20 protein-coding genes are annotated in these 25645 nt (G+C 71.2%); 13 read left to right on the top strand and 7 right to left on the bottom strand.

The features are described from left to right. Nucleotides 1-20: 20 nt before the first annotated feature. Nucleotides 21-1238, bottom strand: a complete 1218-nt coding sequence (urtA, locus tag EDD40_RS11060; protein ID WP_211348143.1) for an urea ABC transporter substrate-binding protein — start codon at nt 1236-1238, stop codon at nt 21-23. A gap of 260 nt (nt 1239-1498) precedes the next feature. On the opposite strand from urtA, the gene EDD40_RS11055 reads away from it, so the two are divergent. Both EDD40_RS11055 and EDD40_RS11050 read left to right on the top strand, forming a co-directional pair. Then, nucleotides 1499-2629, top strand: coding sequence for a DUF418 domain-containing protein (locus EDD40_RS11055; RefSeq protein ID WP_123742827.1), 1131 nt, complete (start codon nt 1499-1501; stop codon nt 2627-2629). Between the two features lie 71 nt (nt 2630-2700). After that, nucleotides 2701-3561: a maleylpyruvate isomerase family mycothiol-dependent enzyme gene (locus tag EDD40_RS11050; RefSeq protein ID WP_123742826.1), complete on the top strand. Its 861-nt coding sequence runs from the start codon at nt 2701-2703 to the stop codon at nt 3559-3561. A gap of 163 nt (nt 3562-3724) precedes the next feature. Here the strand turns inward: EDD40_RS11050 and EDD40_RS11045 are convergent, their stop codons facing one another. From EDD40_RS11045 to EDD40_RS11030, 4 genes are all read right to left on the bottom strand, one after another. Continuing rightward, on the bottom strand, nt 3725-5929 hold the full coding sequence (locus tag EDD40_RS11045) for a discoidin domain-containing protein (RefSeq protein WP_123742825.1): 2205 nt from the start codon (nt 5927-5929) through the stop codon (nt 3725-3727). Nucleotides 5930-6052: 123 nt separating this feature from the next. Beyond that, complete coding sequence (locus EDD40_RS11040) at nt 6053-7096, bottom strand: LacI family DNA-binding transcriptional regulator (protein WP_123742824.1); 1044 nt, start codon at nt 7094-7096, stop codon at nt 6053-6055. Between the two features lie 400 nt (nt 7097-7496). After that, a complete protein-coding gene (locus EDD40_RS11035) occupies nt 7497-9863 on the bottom strand; it encodes a beta-glucosidase family protein (RefSeq protein WP_123742823.1) in 2367 nt (788 codons plus the stop codon). Nucleotides 9864-10021: 158 nt separating this feature from the next. Beyond that, nucleotides 10022-11284: an ROK family transcriptional regulator gene (locus EDD40_RS11030; protein WP_123742822.1), complete on the bottom strand. Its 1263-nt coding sequence runs from the start codon at nt 11282-11284 to the stop codon at nt 10022-10024. Between the two features lie 187 nt (nt 11285-11471). Here EDD40_RS11030 and EDD40_RS11025 point away from each other — a divergent pair, with 187 nt between their 5' ends. Genes EDD40_RS11025 through EDD40_RS11000 form a run of 6 tightly spaced genes read left to right on the top strand, consistent with a single transcriptional unit; the run spans nt 11472 to nt 18663 of the window. Beyond that, nucleotides 11472-13130 carry an ABC transporter substrate-binding protein gene (locus tag EDD40_RS11025; protein WP_123742821.1) on the top strand — a complete coding sequence of 553 codons (1659 nt, stop codon included), beginning with the start codon at nt 11472-11474 and terminating at the stop codon, nt 13128-13130. Further along, nucleotides 13127-14209, top strand: coding sequence for an ABC transporter ATP-binding protein (locus EDD40_RS44775; protein WP_123742820.1), 1083 nt, complete (start codon nt 13127-13129; stop codon nt 14207-14209). Before EDD40_RS11025 ends, EDD40_RS44775 begins: the two co-directional genes overlap by 4 nt. Then, the gene (locus tag EDD40_RS11015; RefSeq protein ID WP_123742819.1) at nt 14206-15186 is read left to right on the top strand and encodes an ABC transporter permease; all 981 of its coding nucleotides are present in this window, start codon (nt 14206-14208) and stop codon (nt 15184-15186) included. Before EDD40_RS44775 ends, EDD40_RS11015 begins: the two co-directional genes overlap by 4 nt. 3 nt (nt 15187-15189) lie before the next feature. After that, complete coding sequence (locus EDD40_RS11010; RefSeq protein ID WP_123742818.1) at nt 15190-16182, top strand: ABC transporter permease; 993 nt, start codon at nt 15190-15192, stop codon at nt 16180-16182. Then, nucleotides 16179-17204 (top strand): ABC transporter ATP-binding protein, encoded by a 1026-nt coding sequence (locus tag EDD40_RS11005; protein ID WP_123742817.1) that lies wholly within the window; start codon nt 16179-16181, stop codon nt 17202-17204. Before EDD40_RS11010 ends, EDD40_RS11005 begins: the two co-directional genes overlap by 4 nt. A gap of 46 nt (nt 17205-17250) precedes the next feature. Next, nucleotides 17251-18663 carry a GH1 family beta-glucosidase gene (locus EDD40_RS11000; RefSeq protein WP_123742816.1) on the top strand — a complete coding sequence of 471 codons (1413 nt, stop codon included), beginning with the start codon at nt 17251-17253 and terminating at the stop codon, nt 18661-18663. 337 nt (nt 18664-19000) lie between these two features. Here EDD40_RS11000 and EDD40_RS10995 read toward each other — a convergent pair whose 3' ends face one another. Then, nucleotides 19001-21136, bottom strand: a complete 2136-nt coding sequence (locus EDD40_RS10995; RefSeq protein WP_123742815.1) for a discoidin domain-containing protein — start codon at nt 21134-21136, stop codon at nt 19001-19003. 186 nt (nt 21137-21322) lie between these two features. Between EDD40_RS10995 and EDD40_RS10990 the strand changes: the two genes are divergently transcribed. Together EDD40_RS10990 and EDD40_RS10985 are read left to right on the top strand one after the other, a co-directional pair. Beyond that, nucleotides 21323-22237 carry a DUF1996 domain-containing protein gene (locus EDD40_RS10990; RefSeq protein WP_123742814.1) on the top strand — a complete coding sequence of 305 codons (915 nt, stop codon included), beginning with the start codon at nt 21323-21325 and terminating at the stop codon, nt 22235-22237. After that, nucleotides 22234-22764 (top strand): DUF305 domain-containing protein, encoded by a 531-nt coding sequence (locus EDD40_RS10985; protein ID WP_148088757.1) that lies wholly within the window; start codon nt 22234-22236, stop codon nt 22762-22764. The genes EDD40_RS10990 and EDD40_RS10985 overlap by 4 nt, the downstream gene beginning before the upstream one ends. Nucleotides 22765-22767: 3 nt before the next feature. Here EDD40_RS10985 and EDD40_RS10980 read toward each other — a convergent pair whose 3' ends face one another. Then, nucleotides 22768-23433 (bottom strand): HAD family hydrolase, encoded by a 666-nt coding sequence (locus tag EDD40_RS10980; protein WP_123742812.1) that lies wholly within the window; start codon nt 23431-23433, stop codon nt 22768-22770. 184 nt (nt 23434-23617) lie between these two features. On the opposite strand from EDD40_RS10980, the gene EDD40_RS10975 reads away from it, so the two are divergent. The 3 genes from EDD40_RS10975 (at nt 23618) to EDD40_RS10965 (ending at nt 25615) form a co-directional block, all read left to right on the top strand. Beyond that, entirely contained in the window at nt 23618-24370 is a 753-nt protein-coding gene (locus EDD40_RS10975) for a DUF427 domain-containing protein (RefSeq protein ID WP_123742811.1), read from the top strand. Between the two features lie 136 nt (nt 24371-24506). Beyond that, nucleotides 24507-25049, top strand: coding sequence for a uracil-DNA glycosylase (locus tag EDD40_RS10970; protein WP_170185026.1), 543 nt, complete (start codon nt 24507-24509; stop codon nt 25047-25049). Nucleotides 25050-25141: 92 nt separating this feature from the next. Then, nucleotides 25142-25615, top strand: coding sequence for a TspO/MBR family protein (locus tag EDD40_RS10965; protein ID WP_123742809.1), 474 nt, complete (start codon nt 25142-25144; stop codon nt 25613-25615). The last annotated feature ends 30 nt before the right edge of the window (nt 25616-25645 follow it).

The following is a 25645-nucleotide window of genomic DNA, read 5'->3' as shown; positions in this document are numbered from 1 at the left end:
CGTCCGTGCCGGTCGCCGGCTCAGCCCAGGCCGCCGGCCCAGTCGTAGCCCTTCAGGTACGGGTCCGGCTCGATCGGGCCGGGGGAGGACCAGACCTCCTTGATCTGCCCGTCCGCCTGCACCAGGCCGATCCGCGCGGTCTTGGCGACGTGCTGGTTGTCGCCGTCGATGGTGGTGGTGCCCTCGGGCGCCTCGATCGTGATGCCGCCCGCGGCCTTCCTCACCGCCTCGACCTCCGTCGTGCCCGCCTTCTTCACCGCCTCCGCCCACAGGTACACCGCGTTGTAGCCGGCTTCCATCGGGTCGGACGTCACCTTGTCCGCGCCGTACTTCGCCTTGAACGCCTTGACGAACGCGTCGTTCGCGGGCGTGGTGGTGGTCTGGTAGTAGTTCCACGCCACCAGGTGCCCGGCCACGTTCTCCGGCCCGATGCCCTTGACCTCTTCCTCCGCGACGCTCACCGACACCACCGGCGTGGTCTGCGGCGTGATGCCGGAACCGCGCAGCTGCTTGAAGAACGCCACGTTGCTGTCGCCGTTGAGGGTGTTGAACACCGCGTCCGGCCCGGCGTCGGCGATCTTGTTGACCAGGGTGCTGTACTCGGTGTGGCCCAGCGGCGTGTACTCCTCGCCCAGCACCTCGATGCCCTTGGCGGCGGCGTACGCCTTGATGATCTTGTTGGCGGTGCGCGGGAAGACGTAGTCGCTGCCCACCAGGAACATCTTCTTCTTGCCCTGCGAAGCCAGGTAGTCCAGCGCGGGCACGATCTGCTGGTTCGTCGTCGCGCCGGTGTAGAAGATGTACGGCGAGCTCTCCAGCCCCTCGTACTGCACCGGGTACCACAGCAGCGCCTTGTTGCGCTCGAACACGGGCAGCATCGCCTTGCGGCTGGCGGAGGTCCAGCCGCCGAACACCGTCGCCACCCGGTCCTGCGAGATCAGCTTCTGCGCCTTCTCGGCGAACGTGGGCCAGTCCGACGCGCCGTCCTCCGTGACCGGCACGACCTTCTTGCCCAGCACACCGCCCTTGGCGTTGATCTCCTCGACGGCCAGCAGCTCCGCGTCGCGCACGGTCACCTCGCTGATGGCCATCGTCCCGCTCAACGAGTGCAGGAGGCCGACCTTGATCTCGTCACCGGCGGCCCCCGCGCCGCCGCCGGGCTCGTCGACGCAGGCCGTCGCGAGGAGGGCGGGCAGCAGGAGGACGAGCAGTCCGCGGCTGAGGGTTCTGGAACGCACCGGCGGCTCCTTTCGGGCAGGTGGAACCGAGAAGGTATGAACCGCGTGTTGCGTGCCGGGCGCGCGAGGTTACGTTCGCGTGGCCAGATGCGCACGGTATGCACTTGTGACCTACCGGGCTCACCATCCGCTGTCGCCGTGTCATCCGTTCGGCCGCCACCATCGTCCGAAGGTGCGACGGGACCGGGCACCTTCGGACGACGACCGCGGACCGCCCCTCGTCCTACGTTCGGACGGCGAGCAGTTCGGGGAGGAGGGTCATGGGCGGGCGAATCGTGGCGCTGGACGTGCTGCGCGGTGTGGCGATCCTGGGGACGTTCGGGACCAACGTGTGGGCCTTCACGCACCCGCGGGGCGTGACGGGGTTCCTGGCCGACTTCGGCTCGGGAGCGGGCGACACCGCGACGGCGTTGCTCCAGATGGTCAGCAACGGGAAGTTCCTGGGCCTGCTGTCGATCATGTTCGGCATCGGTCTGGCGATCCAGCACCGCTCGGCCGTGCGGCGGGGGCGGCGCTGGCCCGGCTGGTACCTGTGGCGCTCGGCGCTGCTGCTGGTCGAGGGCCTGCTGCACTACGTGCTGGTCTTCGAGTTCGACGTGCTGATGTTCTACGCGGTGGTGTCCGTGCTGGTCGCCTACCTGGTGGGGCGCGGCGGCCGGGTCCAGGTCGGCTGGATGGTCGCGATGGGCGCGCTGAACGCGGCGGTCGTCGGGCTGGTCACGGCAGCGCTGCTGAGCGGCGCCACGACCGTCGGCGACCCGGGGTTCGCGGTGGCCGCGGACAGCTGGTGGGGCGGCGTGCAGGCGCGGGTCGAGCACTTCGCGGTCTTCCGGGCCGAGGGTTTCCTGGTGCTGCCGTTGAGCGCCCTGCTGTTCCTGGCGGGCGCGCGGCTGTTCGCGGCGGGCGCGTTGGAGGACTCCGCGCGCGGCGCCGGAATCCGCCGGCGGCTGGTGGCGTGGGGCCTCGGGGTCGGCGTGCCGGCGAACGTCGCCACCACGCTGGCCGGCGCGGACTGGTTCGCCGTCGACCGGTACGTGTGCGCGCCGCTGGTCGCGTTCGGGCTGCTCGGCGGGATCGCGTCGCTGGTGCACCGGATGCGGGCCGAGGCGGGGCCGGTGCGTCGGGGCCTCACCGCGGTCGGCCGGTCGGCGTTGAGCTGCTACGTCGGGCAGAACGTGCTCGCGTCCGCGCTCTGCTACGACTGGGGCCTCGGCCTGGCCCGCCGCTGGGGACACCTCGGCCCGTGGTTCACCGGGGCCGTGTGGCTGCTGGTCGCCGCCCTGCTGCTGGGTGGCGCGTCGTGGTGGATGGGGCGGTTCGAGCGGGGACCGGTGGAGACGGTGTGGGACTGGGCTTACCGGGCGCCGCAACGACGGTCGGCCCCGGTGTAGCCGGCTTGGGCGATCGGTAGCCGGCACCGCTGAAACGCTGTTATCGTCCGGTCGAGCGACTTGGGGGTGCCGTGGTTTCCCAGCAGTGGCCGGTGGTGCGGGACGTGCTGTCCGACGTGACGGGGCGGTTCGCGGATCTCGTCGCCGCGTCGGACCCGGACGCGCTCGCCACCCCCGACTGGACGGTGGCCGACACGGCGGCGCACGTCGTCGCCATCGCCTCGATCTACACCACGTTGCTGGTGCCGGGCGGCGCCGAGCTGACCGACCCGGCGCTGGCCGCGCGCATCCCCACCGTCACGGTGGACACCGTCGCCGACCTGAACGACCTGGCGCTGCGGCGGTTCACCGAGCGCGACCCCGCCGCCCTGGCCGCGATGCTGCGGTCGATGGTGTCCACGATCCTGGACCGGACGGCGGGGACCGACCCGGAGCGGACGGTGCCGTGGCTGGGCGCGTCCAAGGTGCCGGTCGCGGGCGTGCTGGCCCACCTCGTCAACGAACTGCTGATCCACGGCTGGGACATCGCGCGCGGCGTCGGCACGCCGTGGTCCGTCCCGCCGGGCGAGGCCGCGCTGTTCTTCGAGCTGTTCCTGGTCGGCATGATGCGCAACGACGTGGGCAGCGTGCTCGACGGCCAACCGCCCGGCGACCGCCGGATCGCCGTCGCCTTCCGGTCCCCCCACACGACCCCGGTGACGATCGTCCTGCACCGGGGCCGGGTCTCGGTCGGCGCGCCGGGCGAACCGGTCGACGTGCGCCTGACCTTCGACCCGGCCGTGCTGAACCTGGTCCTGTTCGGCCGCGTCAGCCGCGCTCGCGCCGTCCTGACGGGCAAACTGCGCATCACCGGCCGTCGCCCGTGGCTGCTGCCCGCGTTCCTGCGCACGGTGCGCCTACCGACGAACTCCGTGCCGCTGTCGGCCGACTAGCGCCTCGCGACGTCGGGCCTACCCCTCTTCTCGCTACGCGGACCACTCGCGTGAGCGACACCCCTCGGCTGGAAGCGGACCGCCCCGCCGAGGACGAGGGCCTCGACGGGGCGGTCCGGTCACGGGTCACGGGTCACGGGTCACGGGTCACGGGGTCACGGGATCACGGGTAGTTGACCACGTAACGCTGCTGCGTGGCCATGTTCGCCGCGCCGCCGATGCCGTTCACGACGTTGTCGATCGTGCCGACACCGCCGAGCGAGACCGTCACCAGGTCGTGCAGCCGCACGCCGGACCTGTTGGGCACCTCGAAGCCGTTGGCCGTGCGGATGCTCGGGTCGGCCTGGTTGAACGAGTACACGCCCATGCCCCACGCCTCGTGGGTCGTGACGCTGTCGGCGACCTTGTAGCCGGCCCAGCCGAGCTGCGAGCCGTTCATCCACGCGGCCTGGTTCGGCGGGTCGTACGGCAGCTCGTTCTGGTAGAAGTACGTGCGGCCGCCGTTGCCGTTCCACACCGTGTTGTACTGCTGGTAGTGCTCGACGAACAACCCGTACGCCGTCACGTTGTCACCGTTGACGACGACGCCGTTGCGGCCGGTGTTGGCGGTCCAGCCCGTGGGACCCGTGCCGTGGTCGGCGCGCCACACCCACGTGTGGTCGATGATCACGTTGTCGGAGTTGACCTCCAGCGACACCGTCGCCTTGCCCGCCTGGGGACCGCCGACGCGCAGGTACACGTCGTGCATCGAGGTCGGGTTGGCGGCGTGCGAGGCCGACGAGCTCGTCGGGCCCAGCTGCAGCAGCACGGGCGAGTTCTGCACACCGGCGTCGATCAGGAAGCCGGCCAGCTTGACGCCGTCCACATCGGACACGGCCATCGCGGCCTTGCCGGTGTCGGGGGACAGGGTCGCCAGACCCAGGCCCAGCACCACCGTGTTCGGCCGGGTCACGTTGATCGTGTCGGTCAGGTGGTGCACGCCGGGCGTCAGCAGCAGGTGCTTGCCCTGCGCCAGCGCCGCGTTCGTCGTCGCCACCGGGGTGCCGGGCTTGACGATGAAGAAGTCGGCCAGCGAGATCGACTGGCCGGCCGGGGTGCCCGACTCCCAGCTCGTGCCGCGGGCGTTCTGCCGCAGCGCCGGGACGAACACCTTGTACTCGCCGTTCTCGAAGTACAGGAACGGCTTCTCGCGCACGACCGGGCTGGTGTCGACAGTGGTGTGCGACGGGTTCGGGAAGTGCTGCGCGGGCGCGCCCTGCGTGCCGACGAACACCATGTTCCACACCGAGCCGCTCCAGCCGCCCGCGAGGTTGCTGTTGCGGGTCAGGAACTGCTGCTGCGAACCGGACACCGCGACACCGTCGATCTTGCTGTCCACGATCAGACCGCCGGACGCCCAGCCGTCGCCGCCGTTCCACAGGTGGATCTGGCCGCTGAGGTGCATCCGCCGGTAGGACGCGGCCTGCGACACGGCCCACCGCTCGATCTGCCCGGCAGGCAGGTTGACGTTCAGGTTCTCGGCCTGGCGCCAGAAGTTCTGCGTCGCGTTGCCGAGGTTGTTCGGGTTGTCGCCCTGCTGGAGCCAGTCGGCCTCGACGCGCACGTGGCCGTTGAGGCGCACGTCGTCCGGCCGCAGGCCGAGGCCCGCGACCTGGGTGTAGAAGCGGAGGTTGACGTCCGCGTCGTACACGCCCGGCTTGTACAGCACGGCGTAGCGCTCGCTGCCGAACTGGTTGGTCTTCATCTGGGTGGCGATCTGGTCCAACCGCGTCTGCATGGCGGCGCGGTCGTAACCGGGGCCGTAGACGAGCACGTTCGGGCCGAAGTCCGGGTTGCGCGGGTCGGTCGGCGGCACGACGGGCCCGCCGGTGGTCTCGGTGTTGACGGCGAGCTCCCACAACGAGTAGCCGTAGCCGGTGGCGCGAGCCGTGCCGTAGACCCGCACGTAACGGCCGGTGCCCGCGACGGTCAGGTTCTGCACGCCACCGGTGCTGGTGGTGGTGGAGTAGACGGTGTTCCAAGTGGACGCGTTGTCCGACAGCTGCACCTGGAACGCCCGGCCGTACGCGGCCTCCCAGGTCAGCGTCACCCGGCACACCTGCTGCGAGGAGCCGAGGTCCACCTGGACCCACTGCGGGTCGGTGAACGCGCTGGACCAGCGGGTGCCGGTGTTGCCGTCGACCGCGGCGGCGGCAGGGGTGCCGCCGTTCTCGACGGAGGACGCGGTGGCCGGGCGGTTCAGCGCGGCGTTGGTCGTGCCGCACTCGGCGGCCTGCGCGGACTGGGTGATCACGGGGCTGAGCACCGCGGCGAGGCCGAGTGCCAGCGCGGCGGTCAGGACCCGTGACAGGGAACGGGGAGAACTCATTGTCCTACCTGACGAGGTAAGGGCCGCGAGAAGGCCCGGAGCTGTGCCTCCGTGGCACCGGAGGCGCTGAGAGAGCGCTCTCTCGGAGCGTAACGCCGATGTTGCGAAGACGTCAACGACGGTTCAGGCGGAGTCCCGCACCACGAGAGCCGGTTCGAAGATGACGGACCTGGGGCGCAGTCCCGGTTCCTCGACGTGGTCCAGCAGCAACCGGGACATCCCGGCCGCCATGTCCTCCACCGGCTGCCGCACCGTGGTCAACCGCGGACGGCAGGCCAGCGCCGGGCTGCTGTCGTCGAAACCCACCAGCGCGACCTCCTCCGGCACGAGCCGGCGGTGCTTGTGCAGCACCATCAACGCGCCCTGCGCCATCAGGTCGTTGGCCGCGAACACGCCGTCGATGCCGGGGTGCTCGGCCAGCAGCCGTTCCATCGCGGCCTCGCCGCTGCCCGAGGTGAACCCGCCCTCGGCGATCGGGACGTACGGGAAACCGTGCCGCGCCATGGCATCGCGGAACCCGGTCAGCCGGTCCTGGGACGCGGGCACGTCCAACGGGCCGGCGATCGTCGCGACCTGCGTGCAGCCGCGACCCACCAGGTGGTCGGCGGCGAGCTTCGCGCCGGCCTGGTGGTCGAGGTCGACGTAGCTGATCGGCACCGGCCGGGCCGGGCGCGCGAACAGCACGGCCGGCAGCTCGGCTTCGACCAGGCGGGCGGGCAGCGGGTCCTCGGCGTGGGTCGAGACGAGCAGCGCCCCGTCCGCGCTGCCCTGGCGGAGGAACGACAGGACGTCCTCACGGGCCGCTTCCGTGTCGGCCACCATGAGCACGGGGTGCACGCCACGCGTGCGCAGGAAGCCCAGCACGCCGCTGGCCACACGCCCGAAGAACGGGTCGGAGAACACGCGGGCGGCGAACGCGTCCTCGTCACCCGGTTCGCCCGCGCCGGAGACCACCAAGGCGATCGTCCCCGCGCGCTTCGTGACCAGGGAACGGGCGGCCCGGTTGGGCGCGTAGCCCGTCTGGTCGATGGCGGCGCGGACGACCTCCTGGATCTTGCGGTCGACGTTGCGGGTGCCGTTGATGACGCGGGAGACGGTGGCGCGGGACACGCCGGCGACCCGCGCCACGTCTTCCAACGTCGGCGGGGTCGTCGGCGATCTGCTCATGCGCCTCATTCTGCCACGTCCCGGAGAGCGCTCTCCTCGCGCGTGTCCTACCTTCCGAACGCGCGTGTCCTACGTTCGGAACGTCCGTGTCCTACGTTCCGGTTGGTCGAGTTGAGCGTTCAGGGTGGCGAGAGTCCAACGGTGAGGACGCGAGAGTCCAACGGTGAGGGTGCGAGAGTCCAACGTTGGTGAGGGGTGAGTTCAACGTTCGGTGGTTGGTGGTGGGGTTCGGCTCGATTTGACATGGGGCCCTTACGGGCGCTCCAGGCAGGCCAAAGCCGGGCAGGCCTGGCGGGAAGAGCGTCCGCCAAACCTGTCCGGCTTCGACCAGCCTAAAGCACCCGAACCCATGTCAAATCGGGCCTCGGTGGGGATGTGGCGGGTCCGATGGGGGTGGGAGTCAGGGGTGGTGTTGGAGGGTGAGGGGTGTGGTGGCGGAGGAGGGGCCGACCAGGAGGGTGAAGTGGCCTGGTTCGGTGGTCCAGCCGGTGGTGGTCCAGTGTTGGTAGGCGCGTTCGGGGATGTCGATGTCGACCTCGACGGTTTCGCCGGGGGCGGCGGCGGTGGTGGTCCAGGCGGCTAGCCAGCGGTCGGGGCGGTCGATCGTGCTGGTCGGCCGCGTCACGTAGACCTGCACGACCTCGCGGCCCGGGCGGTTGCCCGTGTTGCGGAGGCGGACGCGGACGCCGGACTCGGTGGCGGTGACGGTTTCGTAGGCCCACGTGGTGTAGCCGAGGCCGTGGCCGAACCAGTAGGCCGGGGCGGTCCCGGCACGGTGCCAGGCGCGGTAGCCCACGTGGAGGCCCTCGTCGTAACGGAGGACGCCGTGGTCCGGTTGGACGTTCGACACCGGCACGTCCTGCTGCGCGGCGGGCCAGGTCGTCGGTAGCCGGCCGCCCGGTTCGCGGACGCCGAGCAGCACGTCGGCGAGACCGTGGCCGGCTTCCTGGCCCGGGAACCAGGTCAGCAGCACGGCGGCCACCTCGTCGCGCCACGGCAGCTCGACCGGGCCGCCGGAGTTGACGACGACCACCGTCCGGTCGTTCACCGCGCGGACCGCGCGCACCAGCTCGTCCTGGCGTCCCGGCAGGGCCAGTGACGTGCGGTCGAAGCCCTCGCTCTCGATCTCGTCCGTGGTGCCGACGACGACCACGGCGACGTCGCTGGTGCGGGCCAGGCCGACGGCGCGGGCCAGTTCGTCGGCGTCGCTCAGGCGTGGCGGGTCGGCCGCCAGGACGGTCGCGGTGCCGGTGTTCTCACGCAGCTCACGGCGGGCGACGAGGTCGACCGCGGTGCCCGCTTCGAGGTGCGCGGTGGCCTGCCGGTACGGCGGGGTCAGGTGGATGACGGCCGGGTCGTCGGTGTCGAGCGGGACGTCTTCGTCCACCAGGCGGGTGCCGTCCAGGTCGACGGTGAGGCGGCCGAAGCCGGCGACGGAGATCGTCCACTCGCCGGTCACGTCCACGTCGAGCTTGGCGTGGACCTCGATGGTGCGGGCGCCGTCGACCAGCGGCACCTCCAGGACGCGGCCGAGGAAGCGGTGCTCGGCGGACAGCTCCGCGCCGTCGGCGTCGAGGAGGCGGACCAGCACGCCGGGCTCGCCGTGGTGCGGGTGCCGGGCGTTGGCGGTGGTCAGGGGCGCGGGGCGGTCCTGGAGGCGGACGCCGGCGGTGTGCACGACCTCGGCGACCTCTTCGAGGCCGTCCACGAACGACACGACCGACTCGGGGTAGACGCCCGCGCTGCCGCCGCCCTGGATGCGGGCGGTGGCGGCGTTGGGGCCGAGGACGGCGATCTTCACGCCGGGCGCCAACGGGAGGACGCCGTCGTTGCGCAGCAGCACGGTGCCGGCGGCCACGGCTTCGCGCAGCAGGTCCAAGGGGGCGTCGACCTGGGGTTTTCGGGAGGTGCCGCCGTTGAGGGCGCCGACCCTGGAGGCCAGGCGGAGCAGTCGTTCGACCTTCAGGTCCAGCGCGCTCTCCGGCACCTCGCCGTTCTCGACGGCGGCGGCCAGGTCGTTCCACGGGCTCTCGGGGCCGGGCATGGCGAGGTCCTGGGCGGCGCGCGCGGACGGCGCGGTGGACCGGATCGCGCCCCAGTCGGAGACGACCAGGCCGTCGAAGACCCAGGAGCCCTTCAACGGCTCGTCGAGCAGCGGGCTCTCCGACATGGTGACGCCGTTGACGCCGTTGTAGGCCGACATGACGACCCACACGCCGGCTTCGACGGCGGCCTCGAACGGGACCAGGTACACCTCGTGCAGGGTGCGTTCGTCGACGTCGGCGTCCAGCGTCATGCGTTCGGTCTCGGAGTCGTTGGCCACGTAGTGCTTGGCGGTGGCGGCCACCCCGCCGCTCTGCACGCCGGTGATGTAGGCGGCGCCGATGCGCGCGGTGAGCAGCGGGTCTTCGGAGTAGCACTCGAAGTGCCGGCCGGCGAACGGCGAGCGGTGCAGGTTGAGGGTGGGCGCGAGCAGCACGTCGACGCCCTTGCGCCGCGCCTCGGCCGCCAGCAGCACGCCCAGCCGGCGCACCAGGTCGACGTCCCAGGTGGCGGCCAGCGCGGTGGGAGAGGGCAGGGCCAGCGACGTGCTGCGCTCGTCCCACCCCTGGCCGCGCACGCCGATCGGCCCGTCCGACACCACGACGGACCGCAGGCCGATGTCCGGTTCGTCGTGCGTCCGCCACCCCGCGGCGCCGGTCAGCAGCCGGACCTTGCGCGTCACGTCCAACTTGTCGACCAGCAGACCCAGATCCGGCTCGTCCACACCCAACCCCTTGCCTCGGAGAGCGCTCTCCCAGCTAGCGTCAGGCCACACGGGTCGCCGTGTCAACCACCTGAGTGTTCAACTCGGGTGTTCCGAACGTAGGACACGGGTGTTCTGAACGTAGGACTCGCGGGGGGTGGGGGTAGGACTCTCGAGGGTCAGAAGGCGCGGGTGCGGCGGTCGGGCAGGCCGAAGTCGACCGCCAGGTCGGGCGCGGCCGGCTTGCGCGGGTCGGCGGCGCGGTCCAGGAGGGCGGCGACGGGCAGGGTGGCGGCGCCCACGGCGACGGCGTCCGGGCCCAGCCTGCCCAGTTCGATCGAGATCTGCTCGTACGGGTGGCGCAGGGCGTGGGCGCGGGTGGCGGCGACGATCCGGTCCAGCTGGTGGGAGCCGAGGGCCAGGCCCGCCCACCCGCCGAGCACGATGCGCTCGGGGTTGAACAGGTTCACCAGGTTCGCGATGCCCGCGCCCAGGTAGCCGGCGGTCTCGTCGAGCACGCGGGCCGCGGTCTTCGAGCGGGACGCGGCGTCGATCAGGGCCGCCACGGTCGACTGCTCGTCGCCGTCCGGCAGCTCGCGCCCGCGCGCCTTGCGGTACCGGTCGAGGATGCCCTCGGCCCCCACGTAGGCCTCCAGGCAGCCCAGAGCCCCGCACCGGCACGGCCGGCCGCCGTAGACGATGGTCGTGTGCCCCCACTCGCCGGCCGAGCTGGTGGCGCCCCGGTACACCCCGCCGTCGGTGACGACGGCCGCGCCGACGCCGGAGCCGATGAGGGCTATGACGACGTGCTTGGCGCCCTGTCCCGCGCCGAACCACATCTCGGCCTGCCCCTGCGTCTTCGCCCCGTTCTCCACGTACAGCGGCCAGGCGGACTCCGACGCGGCGGCGACCAGCTCCTCGAGCCGCACGCCGTCCCAGCCGATGGTGGGCGCGTGCACGACCGCCGTGGGGCCCTGCTCCACCGTGCCCGGAACACCGATCCCGACCCCGAGCACGGTCGACGCCGGCACGCCCGCCGCGGCGACCACGTCCCGGACCGACGACGCGATCAACGACGCGACGGCCGCGGGCGAGGACGGCGACAGGGCGTGGTCGAGGGCGGCCACCTGGGTCAGCGCCAGGTCGAACAGCTCGACCTTGATCCCGGTCTCGCCGACGTCGACCCCGACGACGTGCGCGAACGCGGGGTTGACGCGCAGCAGCACGCGCGGCCGGCCACCGTCCGAGTCCACCGAGCCGGCTTCGACCACGAGCCCGTCGTCGACCAGCTCGCCGGTCACGTTGGACACCGTCGCCGCCGACAGCCCGGACAGCCGGGACAGCTCGAACCTGCTCAGAGGCCCGTCGAAGAACAGCGTCGACAGGAGGGTCGAGCGGTTCTGCCGACGCAGGTCGCGGACGGTGGTGCGCTTCGGTGCCACGCCACGGACCTTAGTTTGCGACTTAAAATTAGTCTAAGTTTGTAACCTGTTCGTGATTGACGTGACTTGGCTCACCGGGGTTGAGTCTGCAACGACACGAGGACGCCCCCCGGCGTCCCAGCCGCGATGGCACCCGCGGCCCGCACTCCCGAGCGCTCGCCCTTCCCCCGCCCGACAAGGAGAACCCATGCGACTCAGGCGAACGTCCGCCCTCGCCGTCGCGGCAGCACTGCTGTTCTCGGCAGCCTGTTCGACCTCGAACCCCGGCGCGAACAGCACGAACGAAGGCGTGCTGAACGTCGGCATGCCGAACGGTCCGCAGACCGAGAACAACAACCCGTTCCTGAACACGTCCGCGGCCAGCTCGCTCGGCTACCGCCGGCTGCTCTTCGAGCCGCTGGCCATGGTCAACGAGACCAAGCCGGCGGACAAGGCCAAGCCGTGGCTGGCGACGGAGTGGGAGTGGTCGGACAACTTCCACAAGTTGAGCCTGACCATCCGCGACGGCGCGACGTGGTCGGACGGCAAGCCGCTGACCGCCGAGGACGTGGCGTTCACCTTCGAGCTGCTGAAGAAGAACCCCGGCCTGAACGTCGACTCCGTGCCCTACGACACGATCACCGCGTCGGGCAGCAAGGTCGAGGTCGGCTTCCCGAGGTCGCAGTTCGTCAACCAGAAGAAGATCCTCGAGCAGCTGATCGTGCCCAAGCACATCTGGTCGACGATCGAGAACCCGAGCACGGACACGCTCAAGAACCCCGTCGGCAGCGGCCCGTACACGCTCAAGACGTTCACGCCGCAGACCGTCACGCTGACCGTGCGCGACTCGTACTGGCAGGAACTGCCGAAGGTCAAGGAGGTCCGCTACACCTCCTACAGCGACAACAACGCGCAGACCACCGCGCTGGCCACCGGCGCGGCCGAGTGGAGCTTCGTGTTCATCCCGAACTACGAGGCCGTCTACACCTCGAAGGACCCGGAGCACTACAAGCTCTACTTCCCGCCGGTGCTCGGCATCCACGGCCTGTGGTTCAACACCAAGGTCGCGCCGTGGGACAACGCCGCGCTGCGCCGCGCGGTCAACATGGTGATCAACCGCGACGACATCTTCACCCAGGGCGAGGCCGGGTACTTCTACCCGAAGGTCGACAACATCACCGGCATCCCGACGCCCGCCGGCGACTCCTACATCGCGCCGGAGTTCAAGAGCAAGATCGTCAACGTCGACGTCGACGGCGCGAAGAAGGAACTGGCCGCGGCCGGCTTCACGTTCCAGGGCGAGAAGCTGGTGGACCCGACGGGCAAGCCCGTCACGCTGAAGATGACCGTGCCGTCCGGCTGGTCGGACTACGTGACGAACCTCGAGATCATCAAGGACAACGTGTCCAAGATCGGCATCGAGGCGACCGTCGACCTGCCGAACGCCGACGCGTGGAGCAAGGCGCTGGACACCGGTGACTTCCAGGCCGCGCTGCACTGGACCAACAACGGTCCGACGCCGTACGACATCTACGAGAACATCATGAACGGCGCGCTGTACAAGCCGATCGGCGAGGGCGGCATCAACGGCAACTACGGCCGTTACGAGAACCCCGAGGCGACCGCGCTGCTCAACGAGTACGCCAACGCCGCCGACGACGCGGCGCGCACCGCGGCGCTGCACAAGATCCAGCAGATCCACGTGCGCGACATGCCGGTCGCCATCACCTCCGCGGCCAACGCGGGCGGCCAGTACAGCACGAAGAACTGGGTGGGCTGGCCCGACGAGTCCAACCAGTACGCGCCGCTGCAGCCCACGCTGGAGAACGCGCTCGACGTCGTCCTGCACCTGAAGCCGGCCGCATGACGACGAGCACTCCACCGTCGGCCTCCGGGACCACTGAAGTGGTCCTGGAGGCCGACGGCCTGACCAAGCACTTCCCGGTCCGCAAGCGCGGGCGAGAGCTGCTGTCCCGGACCGCGCGCTCGGTGCGCGCGGTCGAGGACGTGACGCTCAGGCTGCACCGCGGCCGGGTCACCGCGCTGGTCGGCGAGTCCGGTTCGGGCAAGTCGACGGTGGCCCGCCTGCTGGCGCAGCTCTACCCCCAGACCGCCGGCTCGATCCGGCTGCGCGGCGAGCCGGTCGACGCCAAGGGCGGCAGGCGCTTCCGGGCGTACAGCAAGCGCGTCCAGATGATCTTCCAGGACCCGTTCGCCTCGCTGAACCCCGTGCACACCGTGCGCTACCACCTCACCCGCGCGCTGAAGATCCACGGCAACGCGGGCAAGACGCCGCAGGAGCTGGAGGAGGCGCTGGCCCACCTGCTCACCCGCGTGCAGCTCACCCCGCCCGAGCGGTACGTGGACAAGTTCCCGCACGAGCTGTCCGGCGGCCAGCGCCAGCGCGTGGCCATCGCGCGCGCCCTCGGCGCCGACCCCGAGGTGCTGCTGGCCGACGAGCCCGTGTCGATGCTGGACGTCTCCATCCGGCTCGGCGTGCTGAACCTGTTGCGCGACCTCAAGGAACGCCTGCACCTCGCGATCCTCTACATCACCCACGACATCGCGTCGGCCCGCTACTTCGCCGACGAGACGTTCGTGATGTACGCCGGGCGGGTGGTCGAGGGCGGCGACAGCGAGACCGTCACCCAACGGCCCGCGCACCCGTACACCCAACTCCTGATCGACTCCGCGCCGGACCCCGACCGGCCCGCCGCTCAGGAGAAGGACGGCGGCACGGGCGAGCCGCCGTCGCTGATCAACCCGCCGACGGGCTGCCGGTTCAACCCGCGGTGCCCGTACGCGATGGAGGTCTGCGCGCGGAAGGTGCCGCCGCGGTTCGCCATCGGCGACGGCGACGGGCACTTCGCGGCGTGCTGGCTCTACGACGCCGGCCTGTCGGACGCGGACAAGGTGAAGCTGCGCCCGGTCGAGGGGGTGTCGTGAGCTACCTCCTCAAGCGGATCGCGTTCTACCTGTTCACCGCGTGGGCCGCGATCACCATCAACTTCTTCATCCCGCGCGTCATCCCCGGCGACCCGGTGCAGGCGCTGATCACCCGGTCGCGCGGCCAGATGACCAGCGAGGCCGTGCAGTCGCTGTACGTGCTGTTCGGGCTCGACAAGGACGCGAGCCTGGTCGAGCAGTACTTCACCTACCTGGGCCAGCTGCTCAGCGGCGACCTCGGCCTGTCGTTCACCTACTTCCCGTCACCGGTGTCGCAGGTGCTCGGCGACGGCCTGCCGTGGACGCTGGGCCTGGTCGGCATCACCACCGTCCTGGGGTTCCTCATCGGCACGGCCCTGGGCACGGGCATCGGCTGGCGGCGCGGCTCGTGGGCCGACGCGCTCATCCCGGTGACCACGTTCGTGTCGTCCATCCCGTACTTCTGGCTCGGCCTGATCGCCATCGCGCTGCTGACCGGCCCGGACAGCTTCTTCCCGGCCTCCGGCGCCTACGACAACGGCCTGGTGCCCAACCCGGACCTGCAGTTCATCGGCAGCGTGCTGCGGCACGGCATCCTGCCCGCCTTCACCATCCTGATCTCGTCCATGGCGGGCTGGATCCTGTCCATGCGCAACATGATGGTGACGGTGGCCTCCGAGGACTACGTGACCGTCGCGCACGCCAAGGGCCTGTCCGACCGGCGCGTGATGGTGTCCTACGCGGCGCGCAACGCGCTGCTGCCCAACGTCTCCGGTTTCGCGCTGTCGCTCGGCTTCATCGTCGGCGGCACGCTGCTGGTGGAGATCGTGTTCTCCTACCCGGGTCTCGGCTTGCAGCTGTTCCAGGCCGTCGGCGCCAAGGACTACCCGCTCATGCAGGGGATCTTCCTGATCATCACGCTGTCCGTGCTGCTGGCGAACTTCCTCGCCGACGTGGCCTACCTCGCGCTCGACCCGCGCACCCGACGGGAGGGCTGAGCCGTGACCGTGGTACCCACCACCGGGACCGCCACCCCGGTCGCGGCGCCGGTGAAGCGCCGCAGGCTGCGGTTCGTGGCCAACCCCAAGGCCACCGTCGGCCTGGTCATCCTGGGCTTCTTCGCCCTGGTCGCGGTCATCGGGCCGTGGATCGCGCCGTACGACCCGTCGGGGCGCAGCAACGACCTGCTCCAAGGGCCGTCGGCCGCGCACTGGTTCGGCACCACCCACCTCGGCCAGGACATCTTCAGCCAGGTCCTGGTCGGCACGCGCAGCGTCATGGTCGTCGGGTTCGTCGCGGGCATCGTGGCCACGATCCTGTCGATCCTGGTCGGCGTCACGTCCGGCTACCTGGCCGGCGCGGGCAGCGAGGTGCTCTCCGCGCTGTCGAACGTGTTCCTGGTGCTCCCGGCGCTGCCGCTGATGATCATCATCACGTCGACCCTGCCGGAGACCGGCACGCTCACCATCGCCCTGGTCATCGGCCTCACGTCGTGGGCCTGGGGCGCCCGGGTGCTGCGCGCGCAAACGCTGTCGTTGCGCGGGCGCGACTACGTGGAGGCCGCGCGGGCGACCGGCGAGAAGTCGTCGCGGATCATCCTGTTCGAGATCCTGCCGAACCTCACCGCGGTCATCGCCTCCGGCTTCGTCGGCACGGTCATCTTCGCGGTGACCCTGGAGATCACGCTGGCGTTCATCGGCATCGGCGCGGGCGGCGACTGGAACTGGGGCACGGTCCTGTACTGGGCGCAGAGCCAGCAGGCCCTCGCGCAGGGCGCGTGGTGGTGGTTCGTCCCCGCGGGCCTGGCCATCGCGCTGCTGGGCACCGCGCTGTCGCTGGTGAACTTCGGCATCGACGAGTTCGTCAGCCCGCGGCTGCGCGGCGGCGGCAAGACCAACGTCAAGACCGCCGACGGCCACACGGTCCGGATGCGCGTCGGCTTCACGCCCGTGCTCGCGACGAAGGCCCGGTCCGAGGGAAGGGAGACGCCGTGACCGACGCGGTGCTGGAGATCCGCGGCCTGAACGTGGACTACGGGCTCGGCGACGAGGCCGTGCACGCCATCCGCGACGTGGACCTCACGCTGCACCGGGGCGAAGTCCTCGGCCTCGCGGGCGAGAGCGGCAGCGGCAAGTCCACCCTGGCCTACGGCCTCACCAGGCTCCTCCCGCCGCCGGGCGTGATCACCAGCGGCGAGGTGCGGTACCACCCCGACGGCGGCGACCCGGTGGACGTGCTCCGGATGACCCACCCGGAGCTGCGCAGGTTCCGGTGGGCGGAGACGGCGATCGTCTTCCAGGGCGCGATGAACTCGCTCAACCCGGTGCACCGGATCTCCACCCAGCTCACCGACGTGATCAAGGCGCACGACCCGCGCGGCAGCAGCGCGTCCCGGCTGGCCCGGGCGCGCGAGCTGCTGCACCTGGTCGGCATCTCCGCCGACCGGCTGGACAGCTACCCGCACCAGCTCTCCGGCGGCATGCGGCAGCGCGTGATGATCGGCATGGCGCTGGCGCTGGAGCCGAAGGTCGTCATCATGGACGAGCCGACCACCGCGCTGGACGTGGTGGTGCAGCGGCAGATCCTGCGCCAGCTCGTCGAGCTGCGCGAGCGCCTCGGGTTCTCGGTCGTCTTCATCACCCACGACCTGTCGCTGCTGGTCGAGTTCTCCGACCGGATCGCGATCATGTACGGCGGCCGGATCGTGGAGGAGGCGGCCTCGGCCGACCTCTACCGGGACCCGCTGCACCCCTACAGCCACGGCCTGCTCAACTCGTTCCCCGCCCTGCGCGGGCCGAAGCGCGAGCTGACCGGCATCCCCGGCTCACCGCCCGACCTGCGCGCCATGCCCGCGGGCTGCGCGTTCCACCCACGTTGTCCGCACGCAATGGAGCGTTGCGGTGTGGAGGTCCCGGTGCTGGGCGTTCCCCCCGAGAAGAACCACACGACCCACGAGGGGCCCGCCGACCGCACCGTGGCCTGCTGGCTGCACCCCGTTCACGACCACGGGCTGTGATCCCGTTCACGACAACGGGTTCCGACCTCCAGAGGAGTTTCCCCAAGTGGAGAGTTCAACCGACACCACGGCGTCGACCGTCGGGCTCGACCCCGCGATCGACACCCTGCCCGCCTCGTTCCGCTGGGGCGTGGCGACTTCCGCGTACCAGATCGAGGGAGCTCATGAGGAGGACGGTCGCGGACCGTCCATCTGGGACACCTACTGCCGCACGCCCGGCATGGTGCACAACGGCGACAACGGCGACGTCGCGTGCGACCACTACCACCGGATGCCCGAGGACGTCGCGCTGATCGGCTCCCTCGGCGTGGACACCTACCGGTTCTCCGTCGCCTGGCCGCGCGTGCAGCCGGGCGGCAAGGGCCCGGTCAACGCGCCCGGCATGGCGTTCTACGACCGGCTGGTGGACGAGCTGCTGGCCAAGGGCATCGACCCGTGGGTCACGCTCTACCACTGGGACCTGCCGCAGGAGCTGGAGGACGCGGGCGGCTGGCCGGTCCGCGACACCGCCTACCGGTTCGCCGACTACTCGATGCTCGTGTTCGACGCGCTGTCGGACCGGGTGCGCAACTGGACCACGCTCAACGAGCCGTGGTGCTCGGCGATGCTCGGCTACTACGAGGGCCGCCAGGCGCCCGGCAGGCAGGACTTCGGCGCCGCCATCCACGCCGTGCACCACCTGCTGCTCGGCCACGGCCTGGCCACGCAGCGGATGCGCGAGGCGGCCGGGGAGCCCATGGAGTTCGGCATCACGCTGAACATGAGCCACGCCAGCCCCGCCACCGACAGCGCGGCCGACCACGACGCGGCCCGCCGGGCGGACGGCCTGTCCCGCCGGATCTACCTCGACCCGCTGGTGCGCGGCGAGTACCCGGCCGACGTGGTGGCGGACCTGTCCGCGCGCGGGGTGGAGATCCCCGTGGAGCCGGGCGACCTGGAGATCATCAAGCAGCCGATCGACGTGCTGGGCGTGAACTACTACTCCAGCTCCAAGTTCTCCGGCGTGGACGAGGCGGGCAACACCGAGGACGCCGACGGCGTGCCGGTCTGCCGGGAGGTCCGCTACGGCCGCCCGGTCACCGCGATGGACTGGGAGATCGTCCCCGAGGGCTTCACCAACCTGCTGGTGCAGATCGGCGAGGACTACCCCGGCGTGCCGATGGTCATCACGGAGAACGGTGCGGCGTTCGACGACGAGGCCGACGAGTCCGGGTTCGTGCGGGACGACGACCGCACCGCGTACCTGGACTCGCACATCGCGGCCGTGGCCAAGGCGCGGACGGCGGGCGCGGACGTGCGCGGCTACTTCGCGTGGTCCCTGATGGACAACTTCGAGTGGTCCTACGGCTACGACAAGCGGTTCGGCCTGGTGCACGTGGACTACGACACCCAGGTCCGCACCCTGAAGAGCAGCGCGCTGTGGTACCGGGACACGATTCGCCGCGTCCGCGGCAGCTGATCGGGCGGCTGGGGGGCGTGCGGCGGGACTCCCGCGGCACGCCCTTCAGCCGCGCACCGTCACCGGAGTGGCCGCACCCGGTGGCGCGACGGCCGAAGGGCCGGGGGACGTGAGCCCTCCGGCCCTTCGGTCTTGCCCGTCTGCGTCTGTCTGTGCGTCTGTCTGTACATCGGTGCCGGTGCCGGTGCCGGTGCCGGTGCCGGTGTGCGGCTTGTCGGCTGAGGGGGAGGGGAGCGTGCCCGCTTCGAGCCCGTGGCGTTGCCGGCGGGTGTCGGCGCACGAGCCGACGGCGGAAGGGCCGGGGGACGTGCTCCCGCCGGCCCTCCGCCCTTCCCCGTCAGCGCCGGTAGACGCCGAGCTCGTAGAGCGAGTAACCCCACCCGGTGCCGCGCTGCGTGGCGTGCAGCCGCACGTACCGGCCGGTCGCGGTGACGTCGATCGAGTCGACGCCCCCGTTGCCGGTCGTCGTGCCGTACACCGAGCGCCAGGTCGTGCCGTCGTCGGACACCTGGATCTCGTACGCCCGGCCGTACGCGCCCTCCCACACCAGCTGCACGTGCTGGAACGTGGTCACCGCGCCCAGGTCGACCCGCAGCCACTGCGGGTCGGACCAGTCGGTGGCCCAGCGGGTGCCCGCGTTGCCGTCCACCGCGTTCGATGGCGGGAACGGCGCGCCGTCGCCCACCTGCTGGTAGGACGAGGCCGTGGCCGCCTTGCCCCGGGCCACGTTCACGCCCGCCGGCTGCGGCGCGACGACCCGCACCGACTTCGTCTCGATGCCGATGTTGCCCCGGCCGTCCTCGGCCATCACGTACACCTTCCACACCCCGAGCCGGTCGGGCGCGGTGACGGTGAGCCGGTTGCCGTCGACCTGCACGGGCGTGAAGCCCAGGCCGCCGCTGTTGTCGATGTACTTGCTGTTGAACGCCGCCGACCAGGCGATCGCGTCGCCGTTCGGGTCGCTCGCGGCCACGTCGATGGTCAGCTGCGCGCCCGCCGCGACGCTGGTGGGCAGGTTCATCGCGCTGATCACCGGCGGGGTGTTGGCGGGCGTCGCGCCGCCGAACGCCCGCTGCACCGCGTAGAACGAGAGCCGCTTCTTGCCCGCCGGGGTCAGGTTGAACCACACCGCGCCGAAGTCGTACTCCGTGCCGTAGTGGAACAGCGTGCCACCGAACGACACGCCGGTGTGGCCGGTGATGCACTCCCACGCCCGCGTGTAGCCGTCCCGCTTCTGCACGTCCGTCGGCTCGCTCGGCACGCCGTTGACGTCGTTGGGCACCTCCCACTCGCCGGCCGGACCGGCCTCGGTGAGGATGTAGGGCTTGGTGTGGCCGCCGTTGACCCAGTCCTGCCGGACCTGGCACACGTTGCCGTAGGAGTTCACCGAGTACAGGTCGAGGTCGGGCGCGTGCGCCTTGAGGTAGGTCCAGGCGCCGGTCCACGCGTCGGTGTTGGTGACCGGGTGGTTGGTGTCGATGGCGTGGATGGCGCGCGCGGCCTCGTTGACGTACTTGGCGTACGCGACGCGCTGGTTCTCCAGCTCGGCGCCGGAGTAGCAGTTCTGCAGGCCGAGGATGGACTCGTTGCCGACGTTCCACATGAGCACGCCGGGGTGGTCCTTGTAGGTGGTGACCCACTGCTTGATCGTGGTCATCATGTCGTTCTTGTAGGTGGCGTCGGTGACGTAGTTGACGCAGCCGCCCGAGCCGGGGCCGCCGCCCGGTTGCAACCAGAACCCGGCCATCACCTTGATGCCGTTGGCCGCCGAGGCGTCCAGCAGCGGCTTGGTGGTGGCGTCGGTGCCCCAGGTGCGCAACGTGTTGACGCCCATGGACTTCAGCTCCGGCATGTACCGGGCCGCGTCCGCCGCCGGCGGGCCCCAGGTGAGGCCCTTCACCGTCCACGGCCGGCCGTCCACCATGAGCTGCCAGTTGCCCTGGGAGCCGGTGACGTGCACGCCCGTGCCGGGCGGGGGAGTGTCGCCCTGGGTGCCGTAGACGCGGAACTCCCACAGCGAGTAGCCGTAGCCGTTGGCGCGCTGGGTGCCGTGCACGCGGACGTACCGGCCGGAGCCGGTGACGGTGAATCCCTGCTTGCCGCCGGTGCCGGCGGTCGTGGTGTGGACCGGGGTCCAGGTGGCGCCGTCGTCGGAGACCTGGACCTGGAACGAGGTCGCGTACGCGGCCTCCCAGTCCAGCTCGACGCGGCTGAGGGCCGAGGTGGCGCCGAGGTCCACCCGCAGCCACTGCGGGTCGCTCCACGCGCTGGCCCACCGGGTGCCGGCGTTGCCGTCCACGGCCGCCGACGCGGGCGTGCCCGCGCCTTCGGTCGAGGACGCCGTGGCCGGCTTGCCCTGGGAGAGCAGCACGGGTGCGGCGTTCGCGGTGCCGGGGACGACTGCGAGTCCCACGAGCAGCGCGGACCCCAGCAGCGTGGCGAGCACTCTGCTGGCGGATCGGAGGCGGTACATGGCGTCTCCTGCCGGGATTGTCGGATCGAGGTGCGGGAGAGCGCTCTCTCAACCCGGCTCGAAGTGTTACGAACCGACTACGGATCTGTCAATGACCGCCCTCTTGACACCTCGGTCACGGGCGGGCAACCTCATTTGGGAGAGCGCTCTCCCAGCCACGTTCCCCACGTCGGCAGGAGGACAAAGGTGTCCCGAAAACTCCGCGCGCTGGCCGCGACCGCTGCGGTCGGCCTACTGACGAGCGTCCTGGCGGTCGTCACCCAACCGGCCCAGGCCGATGAGCTGGTCACGCACCACGAGTTCCAGGCCAACTGCTCGGTCACGGTGCACCGGCCGGACGACCCGATCGTCTTCCCCGGGTTGCCCGGCGCGTCGCACATGCACACGTTCCTGGGCAACAACTCCACCAACGCGAGCAGCACCAACGCGTCGCTGAAGACCGGGCAGACCAACTGCAAGACCCCGGACGACAAGTCGGCGTACTGGTTCCCGTCGCTCTACAACGGCGACCAGTTGATCGTGCCCGACTTCCCGCAGGTCATCTACTACAAGTCCGGCATCCTGAAGTACCAGGAGGTCCGGTCGTTCCCGGCCGGGATCCGGTTCGTGGTGGGCAGCCCCACCGCGACGCAGGACCAGTTCCGCACCGCGCCCGGCGCGGTCGAGGGCTGGGAGTGCGGCAACAGCTCCCACAACTGGGACTTCCCGTCCTACTGCCCGCCGGGCACCCAGCTCAACGTCCGCTACCAGGCGCCGAGCTGCTGGAACGGGCGCGACCTCGACTCGGCGGACCACAAGTCGCACATGGCGTACCCGGACCGGGCGACCCTGGTGTGCCCGTCCACGCACCCGGTGCCCGTGCCGATGCTGGAGTTCAAGATCGCGTTCCCGGTGTCGGGCGACATGTCGCGCGTGCGGCTGGCCAGCGGGCGCGGCTACACCTGGCACTACGACTTCATGAACGCGTGGGACGCGCCCACGTTGCAGGCGCTGGTCAGCCACTGCGTCAACGGCGGCCTGCAGTGCGACCCGCGCGGGTACGACCAGTACAAGCCGCAACGGGGCGCCGCCCTCGGGCCTGACTACCGGCTGCCGCGGTGACGACGATCCCGTCCACCCCGGGGCGCCTTCGGGTGCTCTGGGGTGCCGCGCTGCTGATCCTGGCCGCGTGCGCGCCGGCTCCGACCCCGGCGCCACCGGCGGAGGCGTCCCCGTTCAACGCCACCGACACCGCGTGGATCCAGCTGATGATCCCGATGAACGAGCAGCTGCTGCCCGCGCTCGCCCTCGCGCCACCCGGGCTCGCGCCCCTCGCGGCGGAGCTGAAGGTGTCGCACGAGGAGGAACTGGTCCAGCTCAAGCGGTTGCGCGCGCGGGCCGGGCTGTCGGACGAGAACCCGCACGCCGGGCACCAGATGCCCGGCCTGGTGTCGGAGGTGGACCTGGCGGGCCTGCGCCTGGACCCGACCGGCCTGCCCGCGAAGCTGCGCGAGCACCTGGATCAGTCGGCGCTGCTGGCCCGCGGCGAGCAGGACAGCGGCGCGGACCCGGAGACCCGTGACCTGGCGGCGTCGATCGGCGCGGCCCGCGCCGAGCAGACCTCGCGACTGGGGGCGGTGTCGCCTTAGGACTCACCCCGAGGAGAGGAGCCCGACGAGGTGGTCGACCGCCGCCGGCAGGTCGGCCGGTCCGTCGACCGCGATCCCCGCCCCTCCCAGCTCGCGCAGCGGCTTGATGTCGATGTCGTAGCGGTCGCCCACGCCCCACGCGTGGCGGGCGTCGACGCCGAACCGCTCCAGCACCACGCGGAACGCGCCGGGGTCGGGCTTCGGCCTGCCTCCCACGTCGTCCGCGCTCACCACGGCGGTGAAGCCGCGCGCGCCGACCCCGATCCGGTCGAGGATCGCCTCCGCCGCGCCGGTGGTGTTGTTGGTGAGCAACGCGATGGGCACCACCGCGCGCAGCCGCGCCAGCTCGCGCACCACCCGCTCGTCGGGCCGGACGCCGTCCGCGATCGACAGGTGCGCGTCGCGGTACTCGCGCCACTGGTCCACGCCGACGCCGTGGGCGAGGACGAACGCGGTGGCCGAGGTGCGCGACCAGTCGGTGCGCATCAGCTCGCGCAGCTCCGCCACCTCGCGCGCGGCGCGGTCGGGCGGCTCACCCCGCAACTCCACGAACATCGCGCCGATCACGTCCAGCACCAGCCCGGTGTACAGCTCGCGCGGGTAGAGCGTCCCGTCCAGGTCGAAGACGACCAGACGCGGCGCCGACCCGTTGTCCACCACCTCGAGCACCGGCCGAGCCTAGCCGGCCGCACCGCCGGCGAGCGGGCGAACCGGCGCTCGGCCGCCCGGCGCAACGGGTTCGACGGTCGCGCCGGGTCCACGACCCGGGTCGGGCGACACCGCGGGACGTTCGGCAACACCGGAGAAACGGGTCGCCTCCCGGCGTGCCGCGCTCGGGCGTACTTTCGGAATCATGAGTGCTGCGGAACGCGGACGCGTGCGGGTGGAGACCGGGACCAAGCGGGTCCGGGCCTACCTGGCGGGCGAACTGGTCGTGGACACCACACGACCGGTGTTGGTGTGGGAGAAGCCGTACTACCCCACGTACTACTTCCCGGCGGAGGACGTCCGGGCCGACCTGGCGCCCACGGGCGAGGTGAAGCGCTCGCCCAGCCGGGGCAACGGCGAGCTGCTCGACGTGAAGACCGGCTCGGCGTCGGCGGCGGGCGCGGGGCTGCGGTACCCGGACTCGCCGCTGGAGGCGCTGCGCGACCTGGTCCGGCTGGACTGGGACGCGATGGACGAGTGGTTCGAGGAGGACGAGCCGGTCTACGTCCACCCGCGCGACCCGTACACCAGGGTCGACGCGCTGCCCAGCAGCAGGCACATCCGGGTGGAGGTCGGCGGCGTCGAGGTCGCGAACTCGCACCGGCCGGTGATCCTGTTCGAGACCGGGCTGCCCGCCCGCTACTACCTGCCGATGACCGACGTCCGCCTGGACCTGCTGCGGCCGACGGACCTGCGGACCAGCTGCCCGTACAAGGGGACCGCCGAGTACTGGTCGGTGGTGGTCGGCGAGCAGACGCACGAGAACGTCGTCTGGGGCTACCGCAACCCGCTGCCGGAGAGCAGGCAGGTCACGGGCCTGGTCGCGTTCTACAACGAGAAGGTCGACACCTACGTCGACGGCGTGCTGGAGGAGCGGCCCCGCACCCACTTCGCCTGACGCCGGCGCGATCCTCCCGGTGCGCCGCCCGGACGGCGGATGGTAGTGCCTGATCAAGACGGGAACGCTAGCGCCCATGGACGTCTTCCCCTCCACCCCGAGGGCACACCGGAACCCCGTGGTCGTCGCTCGGAAGATGGCTCTGCTCAAAGCGCCCCACCTGGCGAAGTTGACGGAGTTCGCGCAGCGCATCGCCACCGAGCGCAAGGCCGACGTGCCGCTGTTCGACCCGGCGAGCGGCGGCGTGAACGCCAAGGTCCTGCTGCTGCTGGAGTCGCCCGGGTCCGCGTCGTCGGGCTCGGGCCTCAACTCGCCGGACAACGACGACCCGACCGCCGCCAACGTGTTCGCCGCGATGGCCGAGGCGGGCCTGTCCCGGCGGGTGAGCCTGAGCTGGAACGTGGTGCCCTGGTACCTCGCCAACCGCGAGCCGTCGCCCGCCGACCTGCGGGCGGCGGTGCCGTACCTGGTGGAGCTGCTGCGGATGCTGACCGCGCTCAAGGCGGTCGTCGTGCTGGGCAGGCCCGCCGGCACCGGCTGGACGCTGTCCGGCCGCGGCCACAAGCTGAAGGTGTTCAACGCGCCCCACCCGTCGCCGCTGTCCATCAACCGGGACCGGGCGGGCCGGTGGCCGCAGCTCGTCGCCGCCTGCCGGCAGGCGGCCGAGGCGGCCGACTGAGCGCCGGCGCCCCGCCCTCGCGGCCCGGCGAGGCCGACCCCCGGGCCGCGGTCCGTCATGCGGACCGCGCCCGCCCTTCCTAGCCTTGGCACATGGCACACCTGTCGGTACGACGACCCCTGGCCGGACTGGCGGTGTTCGCCGCCGCCGTCGCCGCGACCGCCGTCATCGGCTCCCTGGCGGCGGTCTCCTCCTCGGCGGAGTACGAGGCGCTGCGCACGCCGTCGTGGGCGCCGCCGTCCTGGCTGTTCGGCCCGGTGTGGACGGCGCTGTACGTGATGATCGCGCTGTCCGGCTGGCTGTTCTGGAAGCGGCACGGCGCGAGCCGGGAACTCGTCCTGTTCGCCGTCCAACTGGTCCTCAACGCCGCCTGGACGCCGTTGTTCTTCGCCGCCGGGCGCTACGGCCTGGCGCTGGCCGACATCATCGCGCTGCTCGTCTCGATCGTCGCGCTGATCGTCGTGTTCGGCCGCAAGCACCGGCTCGCCGCGGTGCTGCTCGTGCCGTACCTGGCCTGGGTGGGCTTCGCGACCGCGTTGAACGCGAGCATCCTCAGCCTGAACTGACCGCCCGGCCGATCAGGTAGGCCGCCGGGT

The organism is Saccharothrix texasensis (genome assembly GCF_003752005.1).
Taxonomy (GTDB): domain Bacteria; phylum Actinomycetota; class Actinomycetes; order Mycobacteriales; family Pseudonocardiaceae; genus Actinosynnema; species Actinosynnema texasense.
This window is presented reverse-complemented; position numbering and strand designations above follow the sequence as displayed.